19 protein-coding genes are annotated in these 26,713 nt (G+C 62.9%); 10 read left to right on the top strand and 9 right to left on the bottom strand.

Going from position 1 to position 26,713, the window contains the following annotated elements:
- Nucleotides 1-826 precede the first annotated feature (826 nt).
- The 4 genes from ADBZ9O_RS09720 to ADBZ9O_RS09705 all read left to right on the top strand — a co-directional run bounded on the left by ADBZ9O_RS09720 (nt 827) and on the right by ADBZ9O_RS09705 (nt 6,756).
- Nucleotides 827-2,467, top strand: coding sequence for a hypothetical protein (locus ADBZ9O_RS09720; protein WP_526533003.1), 1,641 nt, complete (start codon nt 827-829; stop codon nt 2,465-2,467).
- Entirely contained in the window at nt 2,461-3,276 is an 816-nt protein-coding gene (locus ADBZ9O_RS09715) for a M14 family zinc carboxypeptidase (RefSeq protein WP_526530641.1), read from the top strand. Before ADBZ9O_RS09720 ends, ADBZ9O_RS09715 begins: the two co-directional genes overlap by 7 nt.
- 360 nt (nt 3,277-3,636) lie before the next feature.
- On the top strand, nt 3,637-4,860 hold the full coding sequence (locus ADBZ9O_RS09710) for a YncE family protein (protein ID WP_526530639.1): 1,224 nt from the start codon (nt 3,637-3,639) through the stop codon (nt 4,858-4,860).
- A gap of 198 nt (nt 4,861-5,058) precedes the next feature.
- On the top strand, nt 5,059-6,756 hold the full coding sequence (locus tag ADBZ9O_RS09705; RefSeq protein ID WP_526530637.1) for a vWA domain-containing protein: 1,698 nt from the start codon (nt 5,059-5,061) through the stop codon (nt 6,754-6,756).
- Nucleotides 6,757-6,853: 97 nt separating this feature from the next.
- Here ADBZ9O_RS09705 and ADBZ9O_RS09700 read toward each other — a convergent pair whose 3' ends face one another.
- A complete protein-coding gene (locus tag ADBZ9O_RS09700) occupies nt 6,854-7,147 on the bottom strand; it encodes a hypothetical protein (protein ID WP_526530635.1) in 294 nt (97 codons plus the stop codon).
- Between the two features lie 266 nt (nt 7,148-7,413).
- On the opposite strand from ADBZ9O_RS09700, the gene ADBZ9O_RS09695 reads away from it, so the two are divergent.
- Nucleotides 7,414-9,153 carry a hypothetical protein gene (locus tag ADBZ9O_RS09695; RefSeq protein ID WP_526530633.1) on the top strand — a complete coding sequence of 580 codons (1,740 nt, stop codon included), beginning with the start codon at nt 7,414-7,416 and terminating at the stop codon, nt 9,151-9,153.
- Nucleotides 9,154-9,300: 147 nt separating this feature from the next.
- Nucleotides 9,301-10,263 carry a hypothetical protein gene (locus ADBZ9O_RS09690; protein ID WP_526530631.1) on the top strand — a complete coding sequence of 321 codons (963 nt, stop codon included), beginning with the start codon at nt 9,301-9,303 and terminating at the stop codon, nt 10,261-10,263.
- Nucleotides 10,264-10,286: 23 nt separating this feature from the next.
- Here the strand turns inward: ADBZ9O_RS09690 and ADBZ9O_RS09685 are convergent, their stop codons facing one another.
- From ADBZ9O_RS09685 to ADBZ9O_RS09670, 4 genes are all read right to left on the bottom strand, one after another.
- Nucleotides 10,287-11,117: an N-acetylmuramoyl-L-alanine amidase gene (locus ADBZ9O_RS09685; RefSeq protein ID WP_526530629.1), complete on the bottom strand. Its 831-nt coding sequence runs from the start codon at nt 11,115-11,117 to the stop codon at nt 10,287-10,289.
- A 63-nt stretch (nt 11,118-11,180) separates the two neighbouring features.
- Entirely contained in the window at nt 11,181-12,794 is a 1,614-nt protein-coding gene (locus ADBZ9O_RS09680; RefSeq protein WP_526530627.1) for a DUF7937 domain-containing protein, read from the bottom strand.
- Nucleotides 12,795-13,075: 281 nt separating this feature from the next.
- Nucleotides 13,076-14,644 (bottom strand): BamB-related PQQ repeat family beta-propellar protein, encoded by a 1,569-nt coding sequence (locus ADBZ9O_RS09675; protein WP_526530625.1) that lies wholly within the window; start codon nt 14,642-14,644, stop codon nt 13,076-13,078.
- Between the two features lie 111 nt (nt 14,645-14,755).
- The gene (locus ADBZ9O_RS09670; RefSeq protein WP_526530623.1) at nt 14,756-14,902 is read right to left on the bottom strand and encodes a hypothetical protein; all 147 of its coding nucleotides are present in this window, start codon (nt 14,900-14,902) and stop codon (nt 14,756-14,758) included.
- Nucleotides 14,903-14,938: 36 nt separating this feature from the next.
- Between ADBZ9O_RS09670 and ADBZ9O_RS09665 the strand changes: the two genes are divergently transcribed.
- A complete protein-coding gene (locus ADBZ9O_RS09665) occupies nt 14,939-15,640 on the top strand; it encodes a vWA domain-containing protein (protein ID WP_526530621.1) in 702 nt (233 codons plus the stop codon).
- Nucleotides 15,637-16,929 (top strand): protein kinase domain-containing protein, encoded by a 1,293-nt coding sequence (locus ADBZ9O_RS09660; RefSeq protein WP_526530619.1) that lies wholly within the window; start codon nt 15,637-15,639, stop codon nt 16,927-16,929. The genes ADBZ9O_RS09665 and ADBZ9O_RS09660 overlap by 4 nt, the downstream gene beginning before the upstream one ends.
- 11 nt (nt 16,930-16,940) lie before the next feature.
- On the opposite strand, the gene ADBZ9O_RS09655 is transcribed toward ADBZ9O_RS09660, so the two are convergent.
- The 4 genes from ADBZ9O_RS09655 to ADBZ9O_RS09640 form a co-directional block, all read right to left on the bottom strand.
- Nucleotides 16,941-17,861 carry a DUF6777 domain-containing protein gene (locus ADBZ9O_RS09655; protein WP_526530617.1) on the bottom strand — a complete coding sequence of 307 codons (921 nt, stop codon included), beginning with the start codon at nt 17,859-17,861 and terminating at the stop codon, nt 16,941-16,943.
- A gap of 272 nt (nt 17,862-18,133) precedes the next feature.
- Nucleotides 18,134-18,397 carry a WXG100 family type VII secretion target gene (locus ADBZ9O_RS09650; RefSeq protein ID WP_526530615.1) on the bottom strand — a complete coding sequence of 88 codons (264 nt, stop codon included), beginning with the start codon at nt 18,395-18,397 and terminating at the stop codon, nt 18,134-18,136.
- A 42-nt stretch (nt 18,398-18,439) separates the two neighbouring features.
- A complete protein-coding gene (locus tag ADBZ9O_RS09645) occupies nt 18,440-22,867 on the bottom strand; it encodes an FtsK/SpoIIIE domain-containing protein (protein ID WP_526530613.1) in 4,428 nt (1,475 codons plus the stop codon).
- Nucleotides 22,867-23,553 carry an RDD family protein gene (locus ADBZ9O_RS09640; protein WP_526530611.1) on the bottom strand — a complete coding sequence of 229 codons (687 nt, stop codon included), beginning with the start codon at nt 23,551-23,553 and terminating at the stop codon, nt 22,867-22,869. Before ADBZ9O_RS09640 ends, ADBZ9O_RS09645 begins: the two co-directional genes overlap by 1 nt.
- 906 nt (nt 23,554-24,459) lie before the next feature.
- Here ADBZ9O_RS09640 and ADBZ9O_RS09635 point away from each other — a divergent pair.
- Both ADBZ9O_RS09635 and ADBZ9O_RS09630 read left to right on the top strand, forming a co-directional pair.
- A complete protein-coding gene (locus tag ADBZ9O_RS09635) occupies nt 24,460-26,130 on the top strand; it encodes a vWA domain-containing protein (protein ID WP_526530609.1) in 1,671 nt (556 codons plus the stop codon).
- A 355-nt stretch (nt 26,131-26,485) separates the two neighbouring features.
- Entirely contained in the window at nt 26,486-26,683 is a 198-nt protein-coding gene (locus ADBZ9O_RS09630; RefSeq protein ID WP_526530607.1) for a hypothetical protein, read from the top strand.
- Nucleotides 26,684-26,713 lie beyond the last annotated feature (30 nt).

Raw genomic sequence — 26,713 nt, 5'->3', positions numbered from 1 at the left:
AATTTGATTGACTGACAGCGGTCTTCAAAAACCTGAGCAGTTGCGGGAGCACGTACCTCGTCACTTTCTTTGCGAGAAATCAGTGCCAGCCTCGAAGCGACTTCCGCACACGAGCACACGAGCACCGATGAAAACTGACACCTTCCACCGCGGTGCCGTCATCCCTAGCGCATTGTTGAGCATGCGAGATGAGGATAGTCTGCGGGCTTCTTATCGAACGAATCAACTTGTGCCACAGAGTATCCCGCGATCCTCTTACGACGTCCTTCACCGTGACCATCTCAGAGTTGCACAGTCGCGGCTCCGAACTAGCCTTTGCTTCACAGCTAGGAAAGCTACGCCGCGTGACGGCGTTCAGAAAGCATCTGATCGCTTAATACGATGTTCGGATGACACTGCGGCCGTCTGGGGTTTCGGTCGCGGCCCGGCGGTGCGGGCGGTTCACGGAGAGACGGCGCAAAGGGGCTGTGCGGCCGACTGGCGGGCAGGGACGGTGGCTGCGGCGTCAGATATCGCCCGCCAGCATTCATCCGATCAGTGCCGTGAGGATTCCAGAGTGATTCGGGCCGGGGCGAGGCGGGCTGCCGTGAGCGTCATCTCAGGCTCGGCAGCCGAAATGCGGCTTGCGCTGACACAGCGTAATTCGACCGGATATCGAGCCAGTTGTCACTCGCCAGACCCGTCGTCCGCCGACACGGCCGATACCGTGTCCTCCATTCGGTCGAATTCAGCCTTGTCCTCTACCGCTGTGAGCTGCATCTGGTTAACGTTCGCCTATGACAACTTCACGGCCGTTCCAGCGTTCGAGGTGTCACCAGTGCATCGGATGGTTGCGTTGCCGCAAGTGCGCCTGACTCTTGCAGACGGTTCCTTGGTGGAACTCGGGCCGGTTCTGGCCAAGGCGGGCGAGGGCACCATCTACACGGTCAACAGTCGACCGAATCTGGTGGCGAAAATATTTCATACTGACCTACCTGACCTGGCTGAGAAGGCGGCGAAGGTATCGGCGATGGTGGGCGCTGTGCCACAGGGTGCAGTGCAAGACGACGGATTCGTTGTACTCGCCTGGCCGCAATACGTCTTGTTTCAGGGCCGGACAGCGGTCGGGTTCGTGATGCCCCGCATCGATACCGCCCAGGCCGTCGAAATTCACTCGTTGAGCAATCCCTCGAACCGAGCCAACCCGCTGCCCTCTGCGCCGCAATGGACTGCGGGGGCGACATGGGCGCACCTGCTGACAGCCGCCGCGAATCTGTGTCTTGCGGTCGACGTGGTGCACCATATCGACGCTGTGATCGGCGATTTTCAGGAACGCAACATATTGGTCGCCAATACCGTTCGCGTCACTCTCGTGGACTGCGATTCAATGCAGTTCACCGATGACACCCGACGGCAGTTTCTCTCTCCTCTCGGGCGGCCGGAATTCACGGCGCCGGAGTTGGCCAAGGCAGACCTGCGAACTACTGCTCGTAACAAGACTTCTGATCTCTTCGCCTTGGCAGTGCATATCCACCTGCTGATCATGGCGGGAAACCATCCGTTCATGCGCGGCGTCTGGAGCGGGGTGGGTGAACAACCCGACGCGCTCACCTTGGCATCGCGCGGAAACTGGGCAGGCGGCCCCGGTTCGGCACTTCGCACTCATCCGCTGGCGCCACCGATCAGCTTTCTTCCCAACGACATTCAGTCACTCTTTGCACGGTGCTTCACCGACGGTGCTGAGGATCCGAATGCGCGTCCCTCGGCCGACGAGTGGCGGCAGGCACTGTCCCGGATCCAGATCATCAGTTGCCACCGCGATCCTCGGCATCAGATCCCCGCAGGCACCGACGAATGCCCCTGGTGTGCGATCGATTCCATGCGAAAGGAGCGGAAGGCATCGGCATTCGCTCCTGCCCAGAAAGCTTTGCCGCCGCTCGGACATCAGCCTCAACCACCCCCGACATGGGATCCCGCCCCACCCCCGGCATGGCCGCCGGGCCCCGCTCACGTCGCTAGCGGCAGCCGAACCATCCTGTGGGTGTTGGCAGCGTTGGTGTGTGTCGGCCTCATCGTGGCGGTCGGTGTGACACTGACGTCCAGCGAGGACTCCACGACGTCGGGGCAGCGCAAGGGCGACAGCACTGCGCAGGTGACACTTCCACCGCAAACCTTCGTCATAAACCCAACTCCGATCTCACCGACCTCGCCACCTCCCTCGTCGTGGTCTGCCGTCGTCGTCGGCACGTGTGACGAAGGTGGTTCCTGTGGGGTGAAACAACGCGACGCGCCGTTCACCGCCGCTCCCCGACTGGTCCCCGATGATCTGCAGGACGGCATGACTGTCACCGTGGTGTGTGTTACCTCCGGCGATACCCGCAGCAGCGAAGGCCATGGCTCGAGCAACCTTTGGTTCGGACTGAACAACGGCGCATTCGTGAATTCGGTTTATTTGAATATCTCGACAACGGGCATTCCATCGTGCTGACCGAAACCCTCGCAGGCCTTATGGTCCTTCTCGGCATATGGTCCGTGGTGCTTACGGCATGCGGCACGGATCAGCCGCACACGGCGGACGCATCCACTCCCGTGTCTGTCGAGACAACGACGTCGATGCCGGCGCCGACCATGCAATTGGGTGCACCCGTCGATGCCGCCGGCTGGGAAATTGTCGCCACCACGGTGGAGGGCCGGCCCATCCGAGCGCGGACCTTCGGCACGGGGCCACGAAAAGTTCTGTTCATCGGGGGGATTCACGGCGACGAACCCGAAGGCGCCGACACGACCACCGAGCTGCCCTCGGCTTTCGACGCTGCGGGCCTGGCCGACGCCGTCACGCTGACCATCCTTGAAGACGCCAACCCTGACGGCCGTGCTGCCCATACTCGCGGCAACGCCAATGGCGTTGATATCAACCGGAATTTCCCGGCGTCGAACTTCGATAGCACCAACCCGTCGAATGGCGGCCAGCCCTTGAGTCAGCCCGAATCCCGCGCCGTGGTCGACCTGGTAGACCGTGTTCATCCTGATCTGGTGCTGGTGGCGCACTCGTGGGCCGGACGCCAATTTATCAACTTCGACGGTCCGGCGCGTGAGATCGCGGACCGATTCGCGGCAACCAGCGGCCTGGAGGTGGAGGCGTCGACCGATTTTGCCCCGACACCAGGGTCACTTGGTTCCTATGTCGGACGCGATCGCGGCATTCCCGTTCTGACCATCGAGGTCCTGAAAGGCACCGATCAGAAAGCGTTGTGGGACAAGCTCCGTGCGGCGTTGATTCAAGCGATCGGCGGCTAATCGGCATCGTGAGACGGGTCCGGCCGTCACAGGTTAGGCGCCCCCAGCGTCGCACGTCAGAACCCCACACCACATGATCGTTTGGCTTGACGGCCGCGAGGGGCGCCCCTGCACCAGAAGGGTTTAGTTGGGTGGCCTGTTTCACGCCAGCTTGGCCTCACATGCGCGGACGCTCGGCGGTCACCAAATTCATATCATCGGTTGACAGCGAACTGGCGCCGGGCGGCGTCGCCTGTGCCACGATGCTTCAATGCAGGCGCCATGCACTGGCAATAGCCGTCGTGCGACGTTCAAACGCCGCGTCACACACACCATTGGCGTCCAGCCATTAGCTCGACCGCCGTGCGGTGGGAGTGCCCGATGAGATTCAACCCGCCACCGACTTGGCCGCTGCCGCCGGGATGGCAACCGAACGCGGATTGGGCACCGGATCCGTCGTGGCCACCTGCACCCCCCGGGTGGCAGTTCTGGATCGAGGACACCGAATCACGTTACTCAGCAGCCGCATTCGCATCGTCCGAGGGAGAAGATCCCCGCGCATCGCGGGTACCGTGGGTCGTGGCGGGTATCTCCTCGACGGCCGTCGTCGCCCTCGTCGTTGCTCTCGTCGTAGTTCTGCACCAGGGCGGCAGCGACGGCGATACGAATCCGAAACAAGCAGCCGGCGCACCCCAGGGCCTCGGCCTCACGTCGATCATCAACCTGGGTCAGAAACCCAATTTCATCGGAATCGACGCAGACATGCTCTACCTCGCCACCGACAGCGGTTTGGTGATCGTGGACCCGAAGGACACGGCATCAAAGCGTAGTTTCTCGGTGCCGACCAACTTCGGTAGCAGCGTCGCCTTCGACGCGCAGGCGCACAGCGCTTGGGTCAGCAGCAACGACCGCTACAACCACCCGCAAAACAGGCAGCTCTCCATCGTCGACATCGAGAGCGGCATCGTCGACACCGAGACCCTTCCGTATTCGGTGCTCTCGGTGGCCATCGACCCCGACCTTCGACGGGTGTACGCAATCAACCGACCGGACAATCAGGAGAACACCCCCGATACGGGACACGGCTGGGTTACAGTCTTCGATGCAGACACGCACCGCGAGATCACCACGGTGGAGTTGTCATTCCCGGCCTACTACATGGCGATAGACCCCAAGTCTCACACAGCGCTCGTCGCCGGGTGGATGGGCGTTACGCTGCTTTCCACAGACACACTGACCGAACACGACCCCGGCATCGACGTCAGGTCGAGCAGCGTCGCGGCCGCAGTCGATCCCAACACGCACACCGGTTATGTCGCATCGTCGAAAACCCTGTTCACCATCGATGTCGTCGATGGGAATGTGCGATCAGAGGAGCGTTTCCCGGCCGACCCCGGACCCGGCCAGTTCGCGGTCGATCCATCAGGAGGGTTGATCGCGATGGATAGCGGCGAACTCCTGGTCATCGATCCGGTGTCCTGCCAGATTCTCGCGTCGACAAAACTGGGCGACGACTGGGTCCAAATGGCCGTCGATGGCTCAACCGGGACAATCTACGCAACCGACTACGCGCAGGATTCGGTACGCGTCGTCGCACGCTCCTAGCCGAAGTCAATCCAGCGCGTGAGATCGCGGACCGGTTCGCGGCGACAGCGGTCTTTAGGTATCAGAAAGCACTGTGGGACAAGCTTCGTGCGGCGTTGATACAAGCGATCGGCGGCTAACCACCGTCGTTAGACGGGTTGGTGAGTGATCGGCCCGATCGTCCGGGACACACGTACCCGGTGCAGCTATGATGCGCCCATGGGGCGGTGGTGGGTGTTTGTTGGCGTGATTTGCGTCCTGTCACTGACGGGGTGCATGACCGGGCGGCAGATGACGTTTCCCGCACGGCCCGCTGCTCCGACTCCGGCACCATCCTCGGTCGCCACGGTGCTGATCTTGGATGGATCAGGGTCCATGAGTCAAGCCGATGCCCCAGGCACTCGCATCGACGCAGCGAAAAACGCTGCCCGAGGGCTGATCACCGCGCTACCCGACGCCTCCACCATCGCACTCCAAACTTACGGCACCACAACGGGATCCGCTCCAGAAGACAAATTGGCCAGCTGCCGCGACGTCATCACCCTCATCCCGCTCGGGCCACTCGACCGTGCCACCATGATCGCCGCCGTGGATCGCATCACCCCGTCGGGCTACACGCCGATCAGCCTGGCCCTTCAGGGTGCCGCAGACCAACTCCCCCTCGACGGCACGCCCCAAGCCATCGTGCTGGTCTCCGACGGAGAAGAAACATGCGACGCAATACCGTGTGACACCGCCGCCCAACTGGAGCAGACTCATCCGGGATTGACCATTTCCACCGTCGGCTTCAAAGTCGACGGCCCGGCAGCCGAACAGCTGCGCTGCATCGCTGAGACCACCGGCGGCGTATTCATCCAAGCTGCCAACGCCGACCAACTCGCCGCCCGCCTGCTGGCGACCCAGAACATCGACCAAGCCAATACCTCGTTGTCCTCCACTGGTCTCGGCGGCGTCGACCTCGGTACCTCCATCGGCGACATACGCGCCAAACACTCCGACTTTCCCGGTGTCTCGGGTAATGATTCAGTCACCGTCGTCTGGCGCGACTGCGACTTCACCTTCACCGACGGCACACTCGAATCCATCCGTCCACACAACGGTGGCCGCACCGTCGACGGCATCACCGTTGGATCGCCCGTCGGCGATGCCACCCAACTCTACGGCGAACCAACTGAAGCCGAAATCGACGGCCAGACTGGCACACTCACTTTCACCGCCGATGCCAAAGCTGCCACCGCCTATAAGATGACCGTTAACGGCTACTCCAGATCCGGCGACAAATCCGCAGGCAGCATCACGACCATCACGCTGTGCCGATGCGGCCCGCACGCGAACTCGAATCCGACCAGACCATCCGGGGTAGACGACAACACCATCCTCAACATGACCTTTCCCGTCGGCGTGTGCGGAGACAGTTCTAGTAGTTGGCACAACACCGCACCCATCACCGTGAGGGACGGGGAAGGTGAGGCACGGACCTCATCCGGTGATTTCGCCGGCGCGTCCATCACCAGCACGGCACTGTCCGGATGGCTCGACGCTGACGGAGACGGCACTGAGGACGCAGTGGTGACGTTCCATTGCATCGGCTCTCCGATCGACATGTGTTGCGCGGGACGTTCCTCGAATCTGGACTTTGTGGGCGTATTCGACTTTTCGACGCCGACCTCGCCAAGGCAGATAGGCGCAACCATCATGCCGGGCGAATCACCGGTCCGCGGAGAAAGCTATGGCGAATCGCGCTACATCGATCAGGTGCGCGTTGACGGCTCGGCGATCATCACCGACGAAAAGCTGATATATGCCGATACCAGTGGAGCAACCGCTGACCTCGGCTACTCGCCATACGCGACGATCGAAGTCACGCATCGGTTCACCAACGGTCAGTGGAGCTCAACCGAGACCGCCGTCCGCTAGACCCCAGTCAAGGGTCGACACATCAGAGATTCTGCAAGCACAACACAATGTTTGGCGGGTGTCGCTGCGGGCCCAACCTCCGCCATAGGCGCCGGTGTCAAAGCCTCTCATGGTGACCTTGCCAGCTGCATCGGCAGCGCCACAATCCGTCAGACTGGACCGCCTCGGCGGGCGACGACGCGGTCATCGCGCTCACCTTGATTCGCTTGGCTTCCAGAGCATTGAGGTCGGCGTGAAACATCTTGGCGGCCCAGTCCCTACGATCGCCGATTGCGTAGACGGCGCCTTCGCCAGCGGGTGCCAGCACGGGCCCCAAAGGCACTTCCAACCCGTCGGCCAAGTGCACTATTGACGCCAACTCACTCCCCCCACGCCAGTCGACAGTCGTCATGGCGGAATACTCCCACACGGGCCGCCAGCCGGACGGTCAGGAATCCGGCCGGCACCACCGCGTCGGAGTTTCGTAGCCGGTTGGGGTGCCGGGCGGTGGGATATCGAACCCGATTCCGTTCTGCACTGTCAACCGTTCGACGAATACCCATTTCAGTCATGTGGTGTGACTATGTCGAGCCACGCCCACTGGCAAATCAGCGCGCGCGAAAGGAAAAGCTGCAACCATGAACGCGGTCAGTGCCCGAGTAATTGTCGGGTGGCAGAATGCTACGGGGGTATGCGGTGACGTCGATGGTGCGTGTCGATGACGGCTCGACGGCAACGCTGGGTGCGGTGCTGGCACGTGCCGGCGAGGGCACCATCTACGAAGTAGTTGGCAGATCTGACTGGGTCGCGAAGATCTTTCACCCCGATCTGAAAGACCTGGCCGCAAAGACGAACAAGGTCACGGCCATGGTGGCAGCGCCACCGGAGAACACGATGCAGGCCGACGGGTTCGTGGTGCTCACCTGGCCGCTGCACGTGATCGCGGGCGACGGCACCGCCGGCTACATCATGGCCCGCGTCGATACCTCCAACGCCGTTGAGATCCACTCCGTCAGCAATCCATCCGGCAGGATGAATCCGCTGCCCTCAGCGCCGCAGTGGACGCCACACATCACCTGGCATCACCTGGTGAGCGTGGCAGCCAATCTGTGTCTGGCGGTGGAGACCGTGCACAAGGTCGATGCCGTGATCGGCGACTTTCAAGAGCGCAACATTTTGGTCAACGACACCACGCGGGTCACGCTGGTGGACTGCGACTCGATGCAGTTCACCTCCGATCGAGGTGAGCAATTCCTCTGCGCGGTGGGGCGCCCGGAGTTCACTGCCCCCGAACTTGCCGGGCTCAATTTCTCCGTCACCGCGCGACGGAAGCCGTCGGATCTATTTGCACTGGCGGTGCATATCCATCAGCTGCTGGTGGGGGGCAACCATCCGTTCCAGCGCGGCAGCTGGACCGGGGGCGGTGAGCAGCCAGATGCGTTGACGCTGGCCAAGTCCGGGCAATGGGCTGGTGGTCCTGGGTCAGCGTTGCACACGCATCCGCTCGCACCGCCGATCGACTTCCTGCCACACCAGCTGCAATCCCTCTTCGTTCGGGCTTTCACCAACGGTGCCACCAATCCTGACGCCCGGCCGAGCGCTGCTGAATGGCGTAGGGAATTGCACGCGGTCCGGGTAACCAGTTGCGCACGCGGGCATCAGATCCCGATCGAGGCAGATTGCTGCCCGTGGTGCACCATCGATGACGAACGAACCACCCGACGTAGTCGGCCCGTGCCCGATGCTCCGCTAGCTCAAGCGGTCTACCCGATTGACCCGCGAATGGTGACCGCACCGCCTTCACCTCAATACTCCGGGTACCACCGCCCTACAACAGGTTTCATAGCGAAGCCCGCCACAAGCCCCGGTTCCGGAAATGGTCGGGTCCTGATCGCCACCGTCGGAATCGCGCTCGCTCTGATCATCGGCATCATCGTCATCGCTACCAATAGCGGTGGCAGCAGCACGACAGCATCCGACGGCATAACCACCACCTCATCATCTGACGACAATTCCGGCGGTGTCGGGGTCACCACCACGACCACCACCACCACGCCCCCTCCGCCGCCACCTCCAGACGCGTCGCGCGTTGCCCTCAGGGTGAGCGCACCGATCACGCGGCCGCCCTGCGATGGTCTGGGAATCGTAGTGTTACGCAACGCAGTAACGCCCGGGAACTACGAATCGGAAATCCAGCGCGGACTGGACAGTTTTCCCGGCGCATCCTATCTGCGTACCGATCACTCTTGCCCTTCCCTACGCCAGGTCAGCGACGAGGGCACCCCGATCTACACAGTGTACCGACCAGCGGGCCGCACTCCCCGAGAAGTCTGTGCTGCCGTTCACCAGGCCGGCGGAGATGCCTACGGGAAATGGCTGGATATGACGACCGACCCGAAGTTCATACTTCCGTGCTGATCCACCGCCACGCGAGGTCAACCCGTCCCCCATGTAATCCGAACATCTGAATTGCGCGGCGGTCACGCTCCTGGGTATCCGCACCGGGTTCACAGCCTTAAACTTCGAAGCCAAGCCAAGTCACTCGCCTCCAGAAGGATTGCGACAGTGGATAACCCGCACCATGGCAGCGCCGACGAATTCGACGCCCTAGGTCGCGTACCGGACCCCACACTTCGCCCGTCGCGATTCGGCGCCGGATACACCGTCGGCCAGCCCGCACAGGAGTACCCGACTGTCAGCCAGCCCCCGCTCGCGGCACCGGAATACGCCGCGCCAACAGACGGTTCGGCATGGGGGTCACCCACACCCTCGGGCCCACCGGCGTTTGACACGGCCCATCCTCTTGGGCCCTATTACGGTGTCCCATCCCCGCTGCCTACTGCAGGACGAAAGTACGACGGAGCCTTGGTTGTTGGTGTGATGGCCGCTGCCCTGGTACTTGCGCTCGGCAGCTTCCTTGCCGGTCGGTACACAGCTCCGAAGACACCCGACCACACGGCGATCGACACCACGGGGCCGACAAGCGTGGGTGGATCCACGACTCCCAAGGCACCCGATTCCAGCGGGATTACCGTGACCGACCCGGGGTCCGATTCTGTTCCGCACGCCGTCGACGGGCAGGTGCACGGGCCCAGCGAAATCGTCAGTCAGTCGATCCGTTCCGATGACGGACTGCTGGTGATCACCATGGAGTTCAGCCCAGCCACCCCGATGAATCTCATCTCGACCGGCTTCCGCATCCGACTCGACCCGGATACCGTGCCGACTTGCAAAGACAGCGTTCTGGATTCGTGGGACTGGTCAGTTGACTACGACACCGGCGGAATCGAAATTTCTAAGCACACTGCCGACTGCGAGAACCAGTTCCAGATGACATCGCTCACCGGCTCATCGGATATCACCGGTTCCACTCTGGAAATCAAGGTCAGCGAGGACAGCCTCGGCATCAGCCCCGACCAACGGATCACGATACGGAGTTGCGTCAGCACTCGAATCGATTCCAGTCACACGACCTTCATCCAGGACTGGGCGCCGGACAGCCCCAGTGGGACGACGGGCGAAATCTGAAAGTCGGCAACTACAGCCGCCCGCTATGACAGCGGGGGCTGTGTCCCGTTCACGATCGACTCAACGATGGCATCCGCCTCAGGGCCACAGACCTTCTGCAGGTCAATGCCACCTGTCGCAATCAGGTCATTGACGCGTTGTTTGAGATCACCTGAGGTGACGTGGCTGTAGAGATCCGTGCCAGGGCAAGCGGTGTCGTGGGAGTTGTCCCGATGGCCATCCAGCGCCTCGGGCGAGACGCCGTACTTCTGAGATGCCCAGGCGAAAGCTTTTGCAGCGCCGTTGAGTTGGGCCTCAGTGACCTGCTCCTCATCGAAGTTTCCTTCGCACACAACCAGGAAGTGCCCGGCCGGGTCGTAGCTCGTCGCGGTGTCTCCGGCGAACTCGGGGTCACGCAACTCATAGATGTTGCCGTTGCGATCCACGCTCACGTGGTAGGCGATGTCGAACCAGCCGCGCTGATTCTGGTGAAAGGATTGGTGCTGACGCAACCGCGCCGGGGCGTTGCTGTTGTCCCCCAACATCACTGCGGTGTGGTGAATCGTCAGCCGGGTGATCGGGGCGTTCAGACGGTGCTCGCCGGGCAGCGGGGCCAGCGCACCCCAGGATTCCCGGCAGAGCATGGTCGCCGGGGTTGCGGTCGGCGGTGGCACCGGCGCCACGCTGGCTTCAGTTGCAGGAGTTGGTGTCGCAGGGGCAGCTGGGGGTTTCTCCAGTTTCTCGCCGGTAGCTTCTCCGCTACCAGTGGAGCACGCACTCGCTACCGCCCCCAACCCCGCGGCACCGGCAAGCCACAGCGCACCTCTGCGGCTGAAGTGTTTCGGTTGCCCACCGGTCGGCTCGGACGCGTTCATGTTGGCAACCCTACTGGCCAATTGCGGGCCGCGTGCCGACTCCGCAGCACCAGAACACGTCTTTCAACGTTCGGGCGACTGAGGTGTCTGCCCCGACCCGGTATAGGTAGTGCCAGCCCCAAACCGATTCGTCGATTCCTCAAGCAGGCGATTGATTTTGGGCCTTCGGTCAGCGCGACCGCCACCCTCTTGCGGGGTAGCGGACTCAGTTTCGCGGACGACTTTCGGCGCTGCAGCTACTGGCGTCGTCCTCGGATCGGCTGTCGGCGGCGTCCAGCCGACCTTCTCTGGGGCCAACCGCAGGGTCCCCGAGTCGACGGCCGGTGCACTGATCGCGATGTTCTCACGGGGCGGCTCAACCTCCTGGGCTGGGACGCTGACCCGCGCTGACCGACTGGACCTACCCCGCTGCAACACGAATACCACAATTACCACCACCGCCAAAGCGAGCCAGCACATCACCACGTCGAACACCCCGGTGAGCTGTTGCGCCAACGTGTTTCCGTATACCGCATCGGTGAGCCCCTCCGGGGCAGCGGCATACAGGATCCGGGGCGCCAAGCCGACCCCCACGGCAACGCGGCATATCGTCAGTGCAAGAAGCACACCGGCGGCTGCCGACAGAACTACTGGTTGCAACGCAGTCCCATTGACATGGAACCGAATCCAGAGCGCGGCTGCGGCCGCGACTGCGTCGAACGTCAGCAACGCGACACTGTCGTATGTGGAAAACGGCATATGGAGGCTCGCCGCGACAATCACGTCGAACACCCGCAGCAGCGCTGACCCGACGCACCAGACTGCGATGAGCCCCAAGCACTTTCGCACCGCGTCGCGCCAGTCGGCAACGTCGGGTAACACCGCAGACGCCGCCCGCAGCGCCCACGCCCCGACAATGGCCGCAGCAGCCACCCAGGCCGCATATCCCTCGAAACCGACTGCGGCGGTGGACGTTGTCTGCGCGATGCCGTGAAAGCCGTCGATATCGCGACCGATCGGGAGTAGCCAGGTCAGGACAGTGCCGAGCAGTGTGGCAGCACCCAGCGCGACAGTGGCCAGCCGCGCCGACAGCCGATCCGCCACCAACCACCGCAGCCCCACCAGCACCGCCACCCAAGCGACAGCGCCGTAGACGAATGTCGTCGCAATCACCGCGATGTTGGGCCCGCTGTAAATTCCGTCAAGTAGTGCGGCGAACGGAAACCTGTTCCGCCAGTACAGGTTGGCCAGCACAGCAACGGAAGCCAGAGCTGCGGCGGCGATACCGATGAAACGGGGCATACCGGGCCATCGGCCGGGGGCGGTGCCCAGCGGTGGTTGCGCCGCGAGCAGCGCACCGGCCAGGCCTACGAGCAGCCCCGGCCCAATTCCGGGCGGCACATCACCCGTGCCGCCGAACCTCAGCACCTGGATATAGGCGAACACCACAAACCCTGCCACCACCAGCAAATAAGGTGCGCTCAGAATCAGTCGAATCCGGGCCGGCCCCCCAGAGGGCGGCGAAGCCGAGCGCTTCCCACGTTGGAACAATCGCGTGGCCCCCAACGCGACCCACGACGACAGCGTGGCGATGCCCAGAATCCCAAACAGCAACGAACTGCTGCCTGGCACGCCGAGACCGAACCAAAGATTCCACGGCAACAGCACCGCCACAGCCAACAACACGGCAGCGACCACGTCCCGGCCTGCGTTCCATCGAACTTCGCTCGTTGGAACCGCTGGCCGTTCGGTCTGCGCGTTGCTCACTGGTTGCCCCCTGAAGTCCGGTTTCGAACTGCGCCAGTCTCCTTTTGCTGCGCCCAGTTAACACCACAACGCACACTACGTCGCCGGCCTGGCGGAAAATATCGTCTGCTCGACCGACGGGGAACCATTTGGCGAATGCCGCGCTCGCATTGACTGAGCAGAATGGATTGTGCCACTGCCTTATCCCTCGATATCGCCGAGATAGTGGCGCGTCACGGGACCGGGGCCGGTGGCCCGGTGGGCCGGTACATGCCGATCTGTGTCCCAGTAACAAAGAGCAGACCCCGGTCGGTAGCTTTGAGAACGAGGAAGTCGTTGTCAGATACCTTCGGGATGAACGTCGACCACAGCATCTGTCCGTCAGTCAACGACCGTGCGCGGATCTCGGCCTTGGATGCGGAAATCAGGTTGCGTCCGTCGGTGAACGCGTCAGAGCCAACCGCTGCCGGGGACTCGTTCCACAACTCCGAACCGTCGACGAGCGCACCGGCATGAAGTGCGTCGGCCACGCCATCCTCATACAGCAGCGTGTCCCCGATCACCGCTGTCATCAACGAGTTGGTCGGCCAACGCTTTTGACGCCATAGCCTCTCACCCGTCTTTGCATCCAGACCGACACCGCTCGCGGTGACCAGAACGCTCGGTGGGCTGACCCGTACGTCCAGTGGGGGATCCACCAACCGCTCGTCGGTGGTGAACAACAACGTCCCGGCACCGTCGGCCACCTCGGTGGGCCAGTTGTCAAGATCCCCGTTCGCAATGCATCGTCGGGCGGTGACAGTGGGCCCGCCGAGCACCGACACCTCTGACACCGGGTGATCGAAAATCGGCGACCCATCGGATGCGTGCAGTGCGATGTACTCCCCACCGCCCTGAAATCCGTACACGATCCCCTCCCGCACGCGCAGGTCGTAGGAGTCGCCGCTGCCGTGGCTTTCGCACGCTCCGCCAGGAATGCTGACCTGCCAGCCGGAGGTCGGATCCGCAGCTGTGCCTTTTGCCACGACCAGCCCCTCCGGCTCGCGGTATCCCGCCGTGTAAAGGTTTTTGCCATCGCTGGCCAGCATGTTGAGGTAGAACGGCACTGAGGCAGTGGATCTCACCGCGCCGGTGTTGATATCGATGAACTCCAGTTGACTGGTGCGACCGTAATTCTCGGAATTCTTGCACGCAAGCACATCACCAAAGAGGTCACCGGCGCACCCGTCGCTTGCATTGGACGGCGTGGCCCATTCGACGCGCCCATCGGACTGGCTGATCGATATCCGCTGAGCGTCTTCCGGCGAGCTTCGGTCGGGTACCGCTTGGATGATGACGTGGTTCCCGACGACGATGGCTCCGGTCGAACCGTAATAGGCGGCCCCGTACAACGGAGTGACAAACGCCGGCTCCGCCCCCGCCGTGAGATCCTCGGCCTCGATTGACCACTCGATTTTCGGTGCGGTGGGATAGGTGGCCGGCAGCATGCCCTCCGGGCGGGCGACTGACTGCAAATCATCCTTGCTCAGCCAGGACACCACCGCGACCGTCCCCACGGTCAGCGCCACCACGAGCGTCGCCGCACCTGCGATGAGCGCCCATTTGCGGCGGCCGGGGGCACCGGGTTCACGGTGCGGCCCCCAAGGCTGCTTGGTCTCCTCGATGGGCGCGAAGTACTCGACCCAAAATTGCCAGCCTGCCGGGGCCGGCGGCCAAGACGGGTCCGGCTCCCAGTCCGGTGGCGGGGTCCAGCCCCGTAGCACGGGCCACATAGGCGGCGGATTAAAGAATGGACCTGACATCGGTTCGCCTTTGCGGCAACCCTTTCTGATGGGCGACGGACAATTGCCGTCTCGCATTGACCCACTGACGCTTGAACGCGATTGTGACACGAACCCGCATCGCACGGCGGGTTAACCGGTGGCCCGCCATTCGGCAATGAACGCCAGCGCCGTTTCCAAGCCGAAGTTCATACGTTTGACCGACTCCGAATGCAACTCCCCACCCTTTGCAGGTTGCAGGTTCAGTGCAGGTGATCGGTGCGCGAGTGAGAAGATCACCCCGTCAACTTCAACAAGCGCGAAAGAGGTTCGCTGGTGACCGAGTCGCGATGGGCGGTCGAACTCAACGACACGAATCCCGACCCGAGAGTTGCCTGTGTGGCGCTGGTCGATGTGTCTGGGTCGATGGAAGGTGAACCCATCACCGCCCTCGAGCGCGGCTTTGCCGCATTCACCCACTATCTACAGAACGAGACCCTGGCCGCCAAGCGGGTCGAGGTGGCCGTGGTCACCTTCGGCACCGTTGCCTCCGTGCTGGTGCCGATGCAGGAGGCACGCAGCCTGCGACCCGTCCACTTCCCCACTGGGGGCACCACCAATATCGCTGCCGGAATCCATCTGGCACTGGACATCATCGAAGACCGCAAACACGCCTATAAGGCGGCCGGCCTGCAGTACTACCGGCCGTGGATCCTGGTGCTCACCGACGGCAAGGCCAACATCGACGGTTTCGACGCTGCCGTCGCGCGACTCACCCGGGCCGAAACAGAACGTGGTGTCACCGTTTTCTCGGTTGGGGTCGGACCCCGCGTCAACTACGAGCAGTTGGGCCGATTGTCGTTGCAGCGAAGTCCAGCGCCACTGGACGGACTCAAGTTTGAGGCTCTGTTCGAATGGCTGTCGGCGTCGTTGACCAATGTGTCGAACTCCTCTGAGCACGCACTCAGCGACGAAGGTTTGGGCACACTGGCCGATCGCATACCGCTGCCACCGATAGTCGGTTGGACCACCGCGTGACTGCCGCCTTGTGGTTGCCTTCGGGCGAAGCGCTGCACTTGGGTGAACCGCTGGCCGGGGCCACCGGTGAGGGCACTGTCTATGGCGTCGCAGGTCGACCTGATCTGGCCGCCAAGGTATTTCACACCGGGCTCAAAGGACTGGCCGACAAGCTCGACAAGGTCGCCGCAATGACGGGTTCGACGCCACCCGGCGCAGTCCAACCCGACGGATTGATCGTCCTGGCCTGGCCCCAACATCTGCTGACCGACGGCTCCGGGCCTGTCGGCTTTGTCATGCCGCGGATCGACACCACCACCGCGGTGGAATTGCACACAGTGTGCAATCCGTCCAACCGGGCCGACCCCATGCCGTCGGAACCGCAGTGGACTCGACGTGCGACGTGGGGGCATCTGGTCAACGTGGCCGCCAATCTCTGTCTGGCGGTCGAGGCGGTACATCGTGTGGAAGCGGTAATCGGCGACTTCCAGGAACGCAACATTCTGGTTTCCGACACCACACAGGTAACGCTCGTCGACTGTGACTCAATGCAATTCACCGATGTCACCGGCAGACGCTTTCTATGCCCGGTTGGCCGGCCCGAGTTCACCGCCCCCGAACTGATCGGGCTGAACCTGCGTCAGCAGCCCAGGGAAAAGACATCCGACCTGTTCGCCCTCGCCATACACATCCATCAACTGCTCATGGCGGGTAACCATCCCTTTCTGCGGGGCCAGTGGATCGGAACCGGTGAGCGACCGGAGGCTCTGACCCTCGCGAGTTCCGGCGACTGGGCCGGCGGCCCGAACTCGAGCCTTCGCACGCACCCGGCGGCCCCTCCGGTGACATTCCTTCCGACCGAAATGCAGCAGTTCTTCGTTCGAGCCTTCACCGAGGGGGCCACGGATCCGACTGCCCGACCGACCGCCACCGAGTGGCGCACTGCGCTGATGCGCATCCGGTTGCTCACCTGCCCCCGCGGAACACACCAGATTCCCACGGGCTGCGCAGCCTGTCCGTGGTGCGGTATCGACGATGAGCGCGCCGCCCGACGTCAGCGTCAGGCGTGGGGACAACCAGCAAGTGCCCCCATTCCGCTGGCTTCGGTTGCGGCGACGCCGGTGTCGCGCTCCTGGCGCCAACCGTCTGTCGCACCGAAATCCCAGCCGGACACCATCTTCGGTCTCAGCACCCGCGCCTATCTCACTACCCTAGCGATCATCGTGGTCGTGGTGGTGGCACTTGCCTCGTTCATCGTGTGGGGGGTGCTGAGTGGGACTTTGACCTTCGGCGCGCTCGGCGCGACGTAGTCGCCACCCGCTCACCCGCTTGGCGGGACATTCATCGCCACCGGATCAGGTGTCCAGCCAGTCGGATCCGCACCGATACTGATCGTGCCACCAGCAGCACGGGTTTCGACTTCTCCGCTCGACAGATCACGCAGCGCGAACTCCGCAACAGCGGACTGCGCTGTCCCGCCGCTGGCGTATGCCACGGCGATAACGTTCTGGGGCAAGAACTTTGGCCAGCGCTTACCCTGAACGTCAAGGTCGGCGAAGTTCATGTTGGCCGGCGGTGCGAGCGGATCACCGGTGGCGCAGTGCACCCGGGGCACGCCCGCCTGATCGATCAGCACCGCAGTACCCGCCTGGAGAACGGCCTGCGCCGGCACGGCGCGACCGTCGACGAAGGCTGATGACGTCACCCAGGTGTCGGCGATCAACGCGACCGGTGTCAACGTGTTGAGGTAATACGGAATCTTCTGCGGAGCAATGCTGATCGCCCGCGCCCACGACCGGGATCGCTCGGGGTGGACATCGAGGTAGTTGGCGACTTCCGGGACATCACAGACCGCGGTCTTACCGACGGTTCCGTAAAGACCTTGCTGGGTGCCAGGGACCAACCGTGCACCGCGCCCGGCAGATGCCGGCAGTTGCGACGTGAAAGAGTCGACATCCCCAGCGACGGAATCGGCGATATCGATGGGCGCCACCACAACCGACGGCATAAACGGGTCAGCACCCGCGACATTGGCCGCTTCCAGCTCGACACGGGGACCGTCGCCGTCATCGTCAACGCCGAACACCCCTGCGTGTTTGGCGATGACGACGGCGATCAGCGTAAGGAGTACCAACCCGGTGAGCGCCGTAGCGGCGATGGTGAGCGCTCGGCCCGCGACGGGGTCGGTGATATCCGGCGGGTTCGGGTCTACCCATCCGGCGCCAGCGTCATTCGATGACAACGGGGACCGTGCCCTCGAATGTCTGCATGTTCTCCTTCACCTCTGTGAAGCGACCGTCGTTCGGACCATCGAATGCCTGCGCAGCACCAGGATAGCAATTCCATAAACGTAGGACCGAGCTATCGACTTAGGCATCCGACCGGGAGGGTTGGTTTGCGTCGCGACTGTCATACCGGATGACGGGCGAACCGCCCGTCACCACGGTGGTCAGAGTGTATTTGCCTCTGGACGCGATGTTTTGGGGATCCATAGCGCCCCGTTGCTCGCCGTAACTACCCGGACGCCTGCGCCTGCTCCTGAGCGTTGCGCTTGGCGTTCTGCGATGCCGTTTGCAGTGCGTCGATGACCTGCTTGAGCTGGCTCACGTACTGGCCCTCCCAGTCCGAACGGAACTGATTGGCGTCATTGCCCTTCCATTCGACTGAATTGATGGCCGAAGTGAGCTGTGAGACGACGTTCTGGATATCGTTCGCCTTGTTGTTGAGTTGAGCAGACAGCTGATTCAGCTGTTCGACGTCTGCACCTACCATTGCCATGATGTACCTACTTTCGCTGTGTAACTGTTAATTTCGAGAATTTCAAAAGACCGGTTGCGCGACCTGGACCCACACCCCCTTGCCCTTCTCGATCAATACGCCGCGTCCGGGCGGAAAATCGTGCCGCCGAATGACGCCAATCGGCGTATTCAGCAGCGAGTCTGATTCCATGCCGTTGGGCGCCAGCAATAGTCCCCGGCGAGCTGATTTGAACGGTTGAGCCAGAGTCCACGCCTGACTCCAGGTCGATACCTCCGCCTCCCCGATGACGAATGCCGACGTCCGGGCGAGTGACTTCAGTAGACCGGCGAGGTCATTCTCAGCTTCGGAGTTGGTGAATTCGGTGACTGACTCGATCACAACGGTCAGATTGTCAGCACCCAAGGCAAGTGTCGCGGTCAATCGGCCGACAGACTCCAGCACAGCCTGCCCGCCTACCGCGCTGTGGTTGAACACGCCCTGCTTGGCGATTGCCGAATGCAAAGGCGCCATGTGCACGATCCGTGCGCCCGGGTTGGCCCTGCGCACTGCCTGCGCCAAAGTCACCAGGGCAGTGGTCCGTCCACTTCCAGGCGGGCCGGTGAGCATCAGTAGACCCTGCGGCAGAACACCCACCGGTGCCAATGTCTCGTCGGCCAGACCGATCGACGCTGCATCGCCGACTGTTGCCGGCAGGGAGTCCAGGGCGATGTGCTCCGGAAGTCGCTCGACGGGTTCGGGTGCCGGGAAAGCCTTTTCCCGCATCCGGGCCGCCAGTTCGTTGATTGCCCGTGCCTGTTTCGCCACGTTATCGTTGCCGCCAAATACACCCACCTGCACCTCGCTACCCGCGATGATGCCTCGTCCGGGCGGTGAGTTCACCGACAGGATGTCCGGTGGCTCACCTATCAGCATGTAGTCGTCACCGGAAGCCAGCCGCAGCGTGAGTCGCTGTTGCATCATTGATGACAACGATGTCGACAGTGCGCCGGGGCGGTCGCCGGTCAGCACCACGTGCACGCCAAGGCGCCTTCCGTCACTGACGAGCTGGTTGAACATCGCGAAATACGTGGAATGCCCGATGTGTTCGTATGTCTCACGGAAGGCACCGATACCGTCGATGAGAAGCAGGATTCGGGGCTCGTTGGGGTCGACGCTTCGGTATTCGGTCAAGTTGGACGCGTTGGCGCGGGTGAGTTTTCGCGATCGTTCGTCGATCGTCGCCACCAGGCGCCGCAGCACCCGGCCGATCCGTTCATGGTCATCTCCGTCGATCACCGCGGCCACATTGGGCAAGGATTCCAGCATTTGCAGACTGCCGGAGGAGAAGTCGACACAGTAGATATGGGTAGGTCCGTCCTCGCCCAGTGCAGCGGAGATCGCCACGGTGCGAAGAACCGTGGACTTCCCCGAGCCGCTGGTCCCGATGATCGCAAGGTTGCCCTGGTCCGGGTCATAGGTGGCCGTCGGCTGTTCCTGCTCGTCGGGCAGATCGAGTCGCCCGAGCACGAAATGGCCGGCCGGTGCCGGAATCGACTCCAGCGCGTAGGTGGCCTCAAGGGGAGGCAACCAGGGTTTTCTTGGTGCGATAATGTGCAGCCGGTCGGAGGCGGCCCGGACAGTAGTGACGATCCGCTCGATGTCCGTCGGGCCGGCAGCCGTCCGTGCCCCACCGGAAATCTGGGTGTTCCAGGGCCGGCGACGACCAAACACGAACTCCGAGATATCTATTGGTGCAGCATCGGGCTGGTCGCCGGTCCATCCGCCGACATAGCCGGCCTGGAATGTCGTCAGCCTGCCCGGGCCGGTCTTGGCCACCACGCGGCCAGGCATCTCGGGCGCGAAGTGCGCAGCCATCGGATCACCCACCACATTGACGGAATCATCGATATCGTTGAGCCGTAGGGCAATTCGCAGGTTCGTATTCGCGCGCAGATTGTCCTTGATGACGCCGGCCGGCCGCTGGGTAGCCAAGATCAGGTGCAGGCCCAGTGATCGTCCCCGCTGGGCGACGTCGATCACACCATCGACGAAGTCAGGCACATCGTTGGCCAGGGCAGCGAATTCGTCGACGATGATCACGAGCGCAGGTGGCGCTTCCGGATCGCCGGATTGTTCCAGAGACACCAGATCCTTGGCGCGCTTATGGTTCAGCAGCTTCTCGCGGCGCTTGATCTCAGCACCCAGCGAGTCCAGTGCCCGGCGCACCAGGTGTGGTGACAGGTCAGTCACCAAACCGACGGTATGTGGCAGCTCGGCACACTCGGCGAATGCGGTTCCACCCTTGTAGTCGACGAGCAGGAACGTCAGCCGATCAGGGCTGTGCGCGGTGGCCATGCCCAACATCCACGACTGCAGGAACTCGCTCTTCCCGGAACCGGTGGTGCCACCGACCAGCGCATGCGGACCGTGCTCACGCAAGTCGAGATAGAAATCCTGAAGGCCCGTCGATCCCACCAATGCCCCGAGTGTGGCCGGCTTACTAGCCGGACGTCTCTTCGAACCATCACGGGGCGTGACTGAGTCATTGGAAATCCACAGTCGCGCCACGGCATTGGGATCGGAGGCGATCCCCGTACCTGACAGGCTCAGATAGGACACCGCGCGCGGAAGATCGGTGGCGTCGTCGACGGCGGCTCCGACATCGACGATTGGCGCCAACAGCAGGGCCACCTGCCGCGCATCCACAACATCGATCGCATCACACGCGACCGGGTAACTATGTCTGCCGTAGCGGACCTCGCCGACAGTCGATCCAGATTGCGCATTCTCGATCAGCACGAAGGTGCGGCATGCGGCGGGCAGGCTGGTGATCTGCGTGGCCACCCAAATCACGTACACACCAACAGATGCGCCGCGTTCAGCTAGCCGGGTCAGGCGTGACCGATCGATCGGCGCGGTGTCATCAACCAACACCACCACTGCCGGCAGCGTCAATGGTGCCCGGATCTCGGTGTCGCCGGTATCAGAGGTGATCACCCCGAATGTGGTTGCCTGCCCCGCAGATTCCTCAGTCCGACGCTTGACGAGATCCTCCAAGCGGGACAGCAGGGCGATACCGCCGTTTTCACTGTCGGTCAGATGGTTACCGGACAACGGGCTGTACACCGATCCCGCATGGGGCAGCCACTCCAACCATTCCCACGACGTGCGTGACTGCTGCGACGCGAACGCGGTGATGGTCAATTCAGCAGGTGAATGCAGCGCAATCAGTTGCATGACGATGCCGCGTGCGACACCGTCGACGATGCCGCGAGGACCGCACACACCCAAAGCACCGCACTCACGGAGATCGGCAACTACGGGAACGTCGCTGACTTCGGCGAAACCGTCACGCAGTTCCACCAACTGCTGCAGGTATTTCGGTTCGGCATCGTTGCCCTGGGATAGCTCGATGTGACACCTCGACGGCGCATCGCCCAGACCGATTCGCACCGTGAGGAATTCGGGATTCTCAGGACGGTGCGTCCAAAGCAGCGGACCGAGCCGGTGGATCGCCTCGACCACCTCGCTCAGCGCGGGCGTCTCGCCACGCCGGACCGCCCGTTCCACCTGCTGCGCACTGGTGAGGTCCGCGGCGAGTTGGCGTTGAGCATCAGCGAACCGCTGCACATCGGTGTCGTATTTCTTCTTCGCCTGGTACTTGGTGTCGAAGAACATGCCGAGCATCAGCAGCGGGCTCAAAGCAATGAACACCACCGACAGCAGGCTGCGGGTGACCGCGAACATGGCCAGGCCGAGCAACAGTGGCAGCAGCATGGACACGTATGGAAGGCGCGCCGGTTCTGGTGGTTGCGGTGGTTTCGGTGCGGCGAAGACCTTGTGCTCGAACCGGGCCACCACCCGGGGTGAACGGTTGAATTCGATCGCAACACTGTCTGCTTGAACGGCTCCGGGGCGGACCGTGTGCAGAATTGCCACCGACGTGCCGGCCAGCTGGACCACATCAGCAGATCCAACAACTGCACGCTGGACGGGACGGCCGCCAATCTGCACTGCTGCTGGGCCGGCGAGGTTGGAGATCTCAATGCTCTCTCCGACGCTGATCGCCGCATGGACATCGGCAATCCCGTGATCCTGCAGCTGTACATCGTTGCGGCTGCCCCGTCCGATTACGGAATTGCCAGGTGCCAGAGAGAATTCACGTCCGACATCGGGGCCGTCCAAGACCCGCAGAACGGCAACGGAACGGCCGCGGCGGGACCGGGGCACCCCCGCTGGCGCACTGGCGATACTCACCGTCGAACCCGACCGCATCCCCGATTCGATGAGACTGCGAGCCGGGTCGAGCACCCGGCCCTGTGCAGGGTTGTCGAATGCAGCCTGCTCAAGTTTGAGTGTGAGACTGCCCTGTACCCGCGCCGGCCGGTAGTCCGGGTCGCCGGTCGCCAGTGCCGTTGCGAGATCGGAGACCGACGCGGTGGCGTCGGCGGTAACCGCTACCTGCGCCCGGCTACCGTCATCGCGGCGCAGAATGAACTTGAGTTGCACTACCGCCGCCCCGAGACGTTCACCGGCAGCGGCGCGGCGACCTTGTTCAAACCACGGTCAGGCGACTTTCGAAACACCGGATCCTGTTTTTTCCCAAGCGGATTCGCACCCTGGACCACATCGATCGTGGTCGCCCCGACAAGCCTGTCATGTAACCCGTCGCGCGGTACAGCACTGAGCACCACCGGCAACGCAGCCGCACCCACGGTCGCCCCGAAGAGTCCCCCACGGGTGACACAGGCGGCCAGACCAAGCGGCTTAAAATCCGTCACACTCACCAGCCGCAAGCCCAGCATCGACTTACCAAAAGTCATACCCGTGTAGCCCTGCCACATCTGCATCCACGCCCACACCGCGACGAACGCGATAGGAACCACGAGGTACACGATCTCAGCCACACCGAGGACCGCCGCAGCGATCGACAGCGGCAACGCCGGGCTGAGCATCACCGCGATGTCCATCAGGTAACTCGCGCAGCGCACTCCCCGGCCCGCACCGACGATCTGGTCCGGCGCCTGCACCTGTGGGGGCAACACCACAACCGGGCGGGAGGGGATCGTCGGCTGCTGATACTGACGGTTCGGCACCGCCTGCCCGCAAGAACCACAGAAGGGCGCGTTCGGCCGCAGCAGCGTGCCGCACTGACGGCAGTGATCGCCATCCGCGCCAGATGGCCCCTGCACCATATTTGCTCCATTCACAGCCGACGTAATGGACCCTACAAAATGCCGGTGCCAGTCGGCGTGGTTTGTTCGTACGACATTGGCACGGAAATCGGATGACCACGAACCGTGGGGCAATTTGCTTGGCGGTTAAGAGCGAGGCCGACGTTGCGTGTAGTTGCGTCGCGCGACGGGAAAGAATCAACCGTGGCTTCTCGGCCAGCGAACCCTTAGGTCCATCCCTTGTCTAGTCAGTCGTTCGTATGACGAAGTGCCTCAGCCGAGCTCTGTAGCATCCTGAGGTGCGGAATCGGGCGACCTGCATCGCGACCATTTTGAGTTTCCTCGCAGTCGGTTGTGGAAGCCAATCCCCGAGTCCAGGTGGAATGACTCAGACGCCCACCATGGTGCCGGCAGTTGTGACACCGAAGTTGGGGCTAGCGCTCGACGCTCAGGGTAGGGCCATTGTCGAGTCCGCGTCGGGAAAAGCCCGATGCATGGTCGCCATAGACCGGGGAGTTCGGTGCGAAGACTGGGCAGGCTTTCCGCAGGCACCCATTGTCGACTCACGAGAGCACATGAATGAGGTATCGGTAGATGATTCAGGCGCTTTGAGTTGGAACAACACAGGCTCAGAGGACCCAGGCATCGGCGCCGACAGCAAGTAAGTCCTCGACGAGGGTCAGACCTATTCGTCCGCGGTGTGGACGATCACCCTGACCGGGCAGGGTATGACCTTCACGAATGATCGCACCGGCCGGGGTATGTCGATCAGTGTCGACAACTCCAAACATCAAAGCGTTCTGAGCAGTCGCGTGGCCAGTCTTACCGGCCTCGACTATCGGATTATGCGTTCGATGTGTGGCACCGAGGATCTGCAGGTGAGATTCTCGCTCGGCCGATTCGCTACGCGCAGTGAGGAGTTCGCAGATGCGAGCACACCATCAGCTGCGGCGGGTAGCGGTGCTGCGGCACTGGGTGTTACTGGGGGTGGGCGCGACGATGGTGGCGGGGTGCGTCGCTGGCTGCCAAGGTCCCGACCATCTGCCGCCCGGGCTATCACCGCCTTCGCCGGACAGCACGCAGGCCCCGTCGCCTGCACCGGCCGCACCGCCGCCGACCGTGTTGATCCTGGATGCGTCGGGGTCGATGACCACCTCCGATGCGCCAGGGCCTCGAATCGACGCTGCAAAACGGGCGGCCAAAACACTCGTCGACGGCCTGCCTGACAGTGCACAGCTGGGGCTCGTCACCTATGGCATCGGCACGGGCAGCAGCGAAGCCGAGATGGCCGCGGGGTGCGAGGACGTGCACACCCTGATCCCGCTGGGCCGGGTGGACAGCGCAGCGACAGATGCGCAGATCGATCTGCTGACACCGTCGGGCTACACACCGATCGCGTTGGCATTGACCACCGCAGCCGGGCTTCTGCCCACAGACGGCAGTCCGCAAGCCATCGTGCTGGTCTCCGATGGCGAGGACACCTGCGGCCAACCCCCGTGCGACGTGGCACAGCGGCTGCGTCAAACCCATCCAGGCCTTTCCATCTCGACGGTCGGCTTCCGCACCGATGGACCGGCCAGCGAGCAGCTGGCGTGCATCGCCAGCGGTACGGGCGGAATCTTCGTGCAAGCCGACAACGCCGACCAGTTGGCCGCCCGGCTGGTAGCGGTGCAAAACGTCGACGTGGCGAAGAAGTCGCTGACTAACAACGGGATCGATGACCTCAGGCTGGGTCAAGGGTTCGACGATATTCGCAAGGCGCACCCAGACTTTCCCGATGTTGGCCGAACCGGCAAGGTCGCCGTCGTTTATGTCGATTGCGACTTCGGGTTCGTCGACGGTGCCCTGGACTCGATCGCGCCACACGACGGCGGGCGCACTATCGACGGGGTCACGGCCGGAACGGACATGGCGCGCGTGACCGAACTGTATTGCGACCCGGTATCGGTCGAACCCGACCAGCATGAGGTCATCTACCGCGCAGATCCCGGAAACGAAGGATCAACGGCCGCGTACCGCATCGATGTCGACCAGTTCACCCAGAATGGCGGTCGTGTCACGGGTTCCGTCAAGACCATCGTGCTATGTCGTTGTCGACCCCAACCGCAGGCCGAACAGGTTGTCGCCGTAAGTCCGATGGACTACGACTTGGTCGAAGGAGGGAATTCGTACGGTCTGTTCTTCATGGATCCCACCGGAAAATGGTGGTGCCACATCGATCAGGGTGACGTCAAGTGTTTCCGTGGCGGGGCGGGCGACGCGCTGCTGGCCACATTGGGGATCGCTGACGAACCGTTGGCCACGGATCCATACTCGACTGACGGTCAACCGTACCCACCAAACGTCATCGGAATTTTCCGTGGGAGCTCAGGGCAGCCTGTCGCCAAATTTGCGTTCTATGCCCCGAGCACCGACGCCGCACGCAGCGAGCTACGAGGCGAATACGAACAAACCAAGACCCTGGACTATGACCGATCCATCACCGGTGGTGGGTACACGTGTGTTGTTCGCCGTTCCGGAATATCGTGCGACGGCGCTGAAGGCGACACCGTCGGTCACGGCTTCACATTTTCGGACTCCGGTTACACATTGCGCTGACCACCGATCGCTGGAACACGATCCCCGGGTGTCCATTAGAACGGGCGATTGACGGATGCGTCGGTTCGCCCCAATAATGCACGGACCGAACGCTCACCGGTTTCCCGACCAGTCTGAATGCGCAGTGTCCATCAAGGAGCAGACATGCTTTCCAGTGTCGACGCGTGCCCTGTGAAATGGTCGGGAGCCGACAATGCCTGATCGTCCGCTACCACCCAGCCGGTTCGGGGCGGGCCACACCGTAGGCGCGCCCACTCCCCCCGCGCCGTACGCCAGCGCACCGCGACACACCTCGGCCGGCGCACCACCACCTGTCCTTGCTTCCCCAGCACAACCGACGAACAGACTTGCCGGCGTGGCCTTCGCTCTCGCGGTGTTTCTTGGCCCATTGGCTGCGCCGGTAGCCATCCCGCTGGGTGTCGCGGCACGACGGCAGAGTGCACGTCTCGGCCAAGCCGGCGCAGGCCTCGCAAAGTCTGCAGTGTTTATCGGAGCGGCATATCTGGTGCTGGCTGCCGTCGTCGTGGGATTGCTCCTCCTCGGCGGTCATTAGCCGCGGGCGCTCAGTCGCACATGTCGACCG

Origin of the sequence: Mycobacterium sp., assembly GCF_965229105.1 — a bacterium.
Classification (GTDB): domain Bacteria; phylum Actinomycetota; class Actinomycetes; order Mycobacteriales; family Mycobacteriaceae; genus Mycobacterium.
This window is presented reverse-complemented; position numbering and strand designations above follow the sequence as displayed.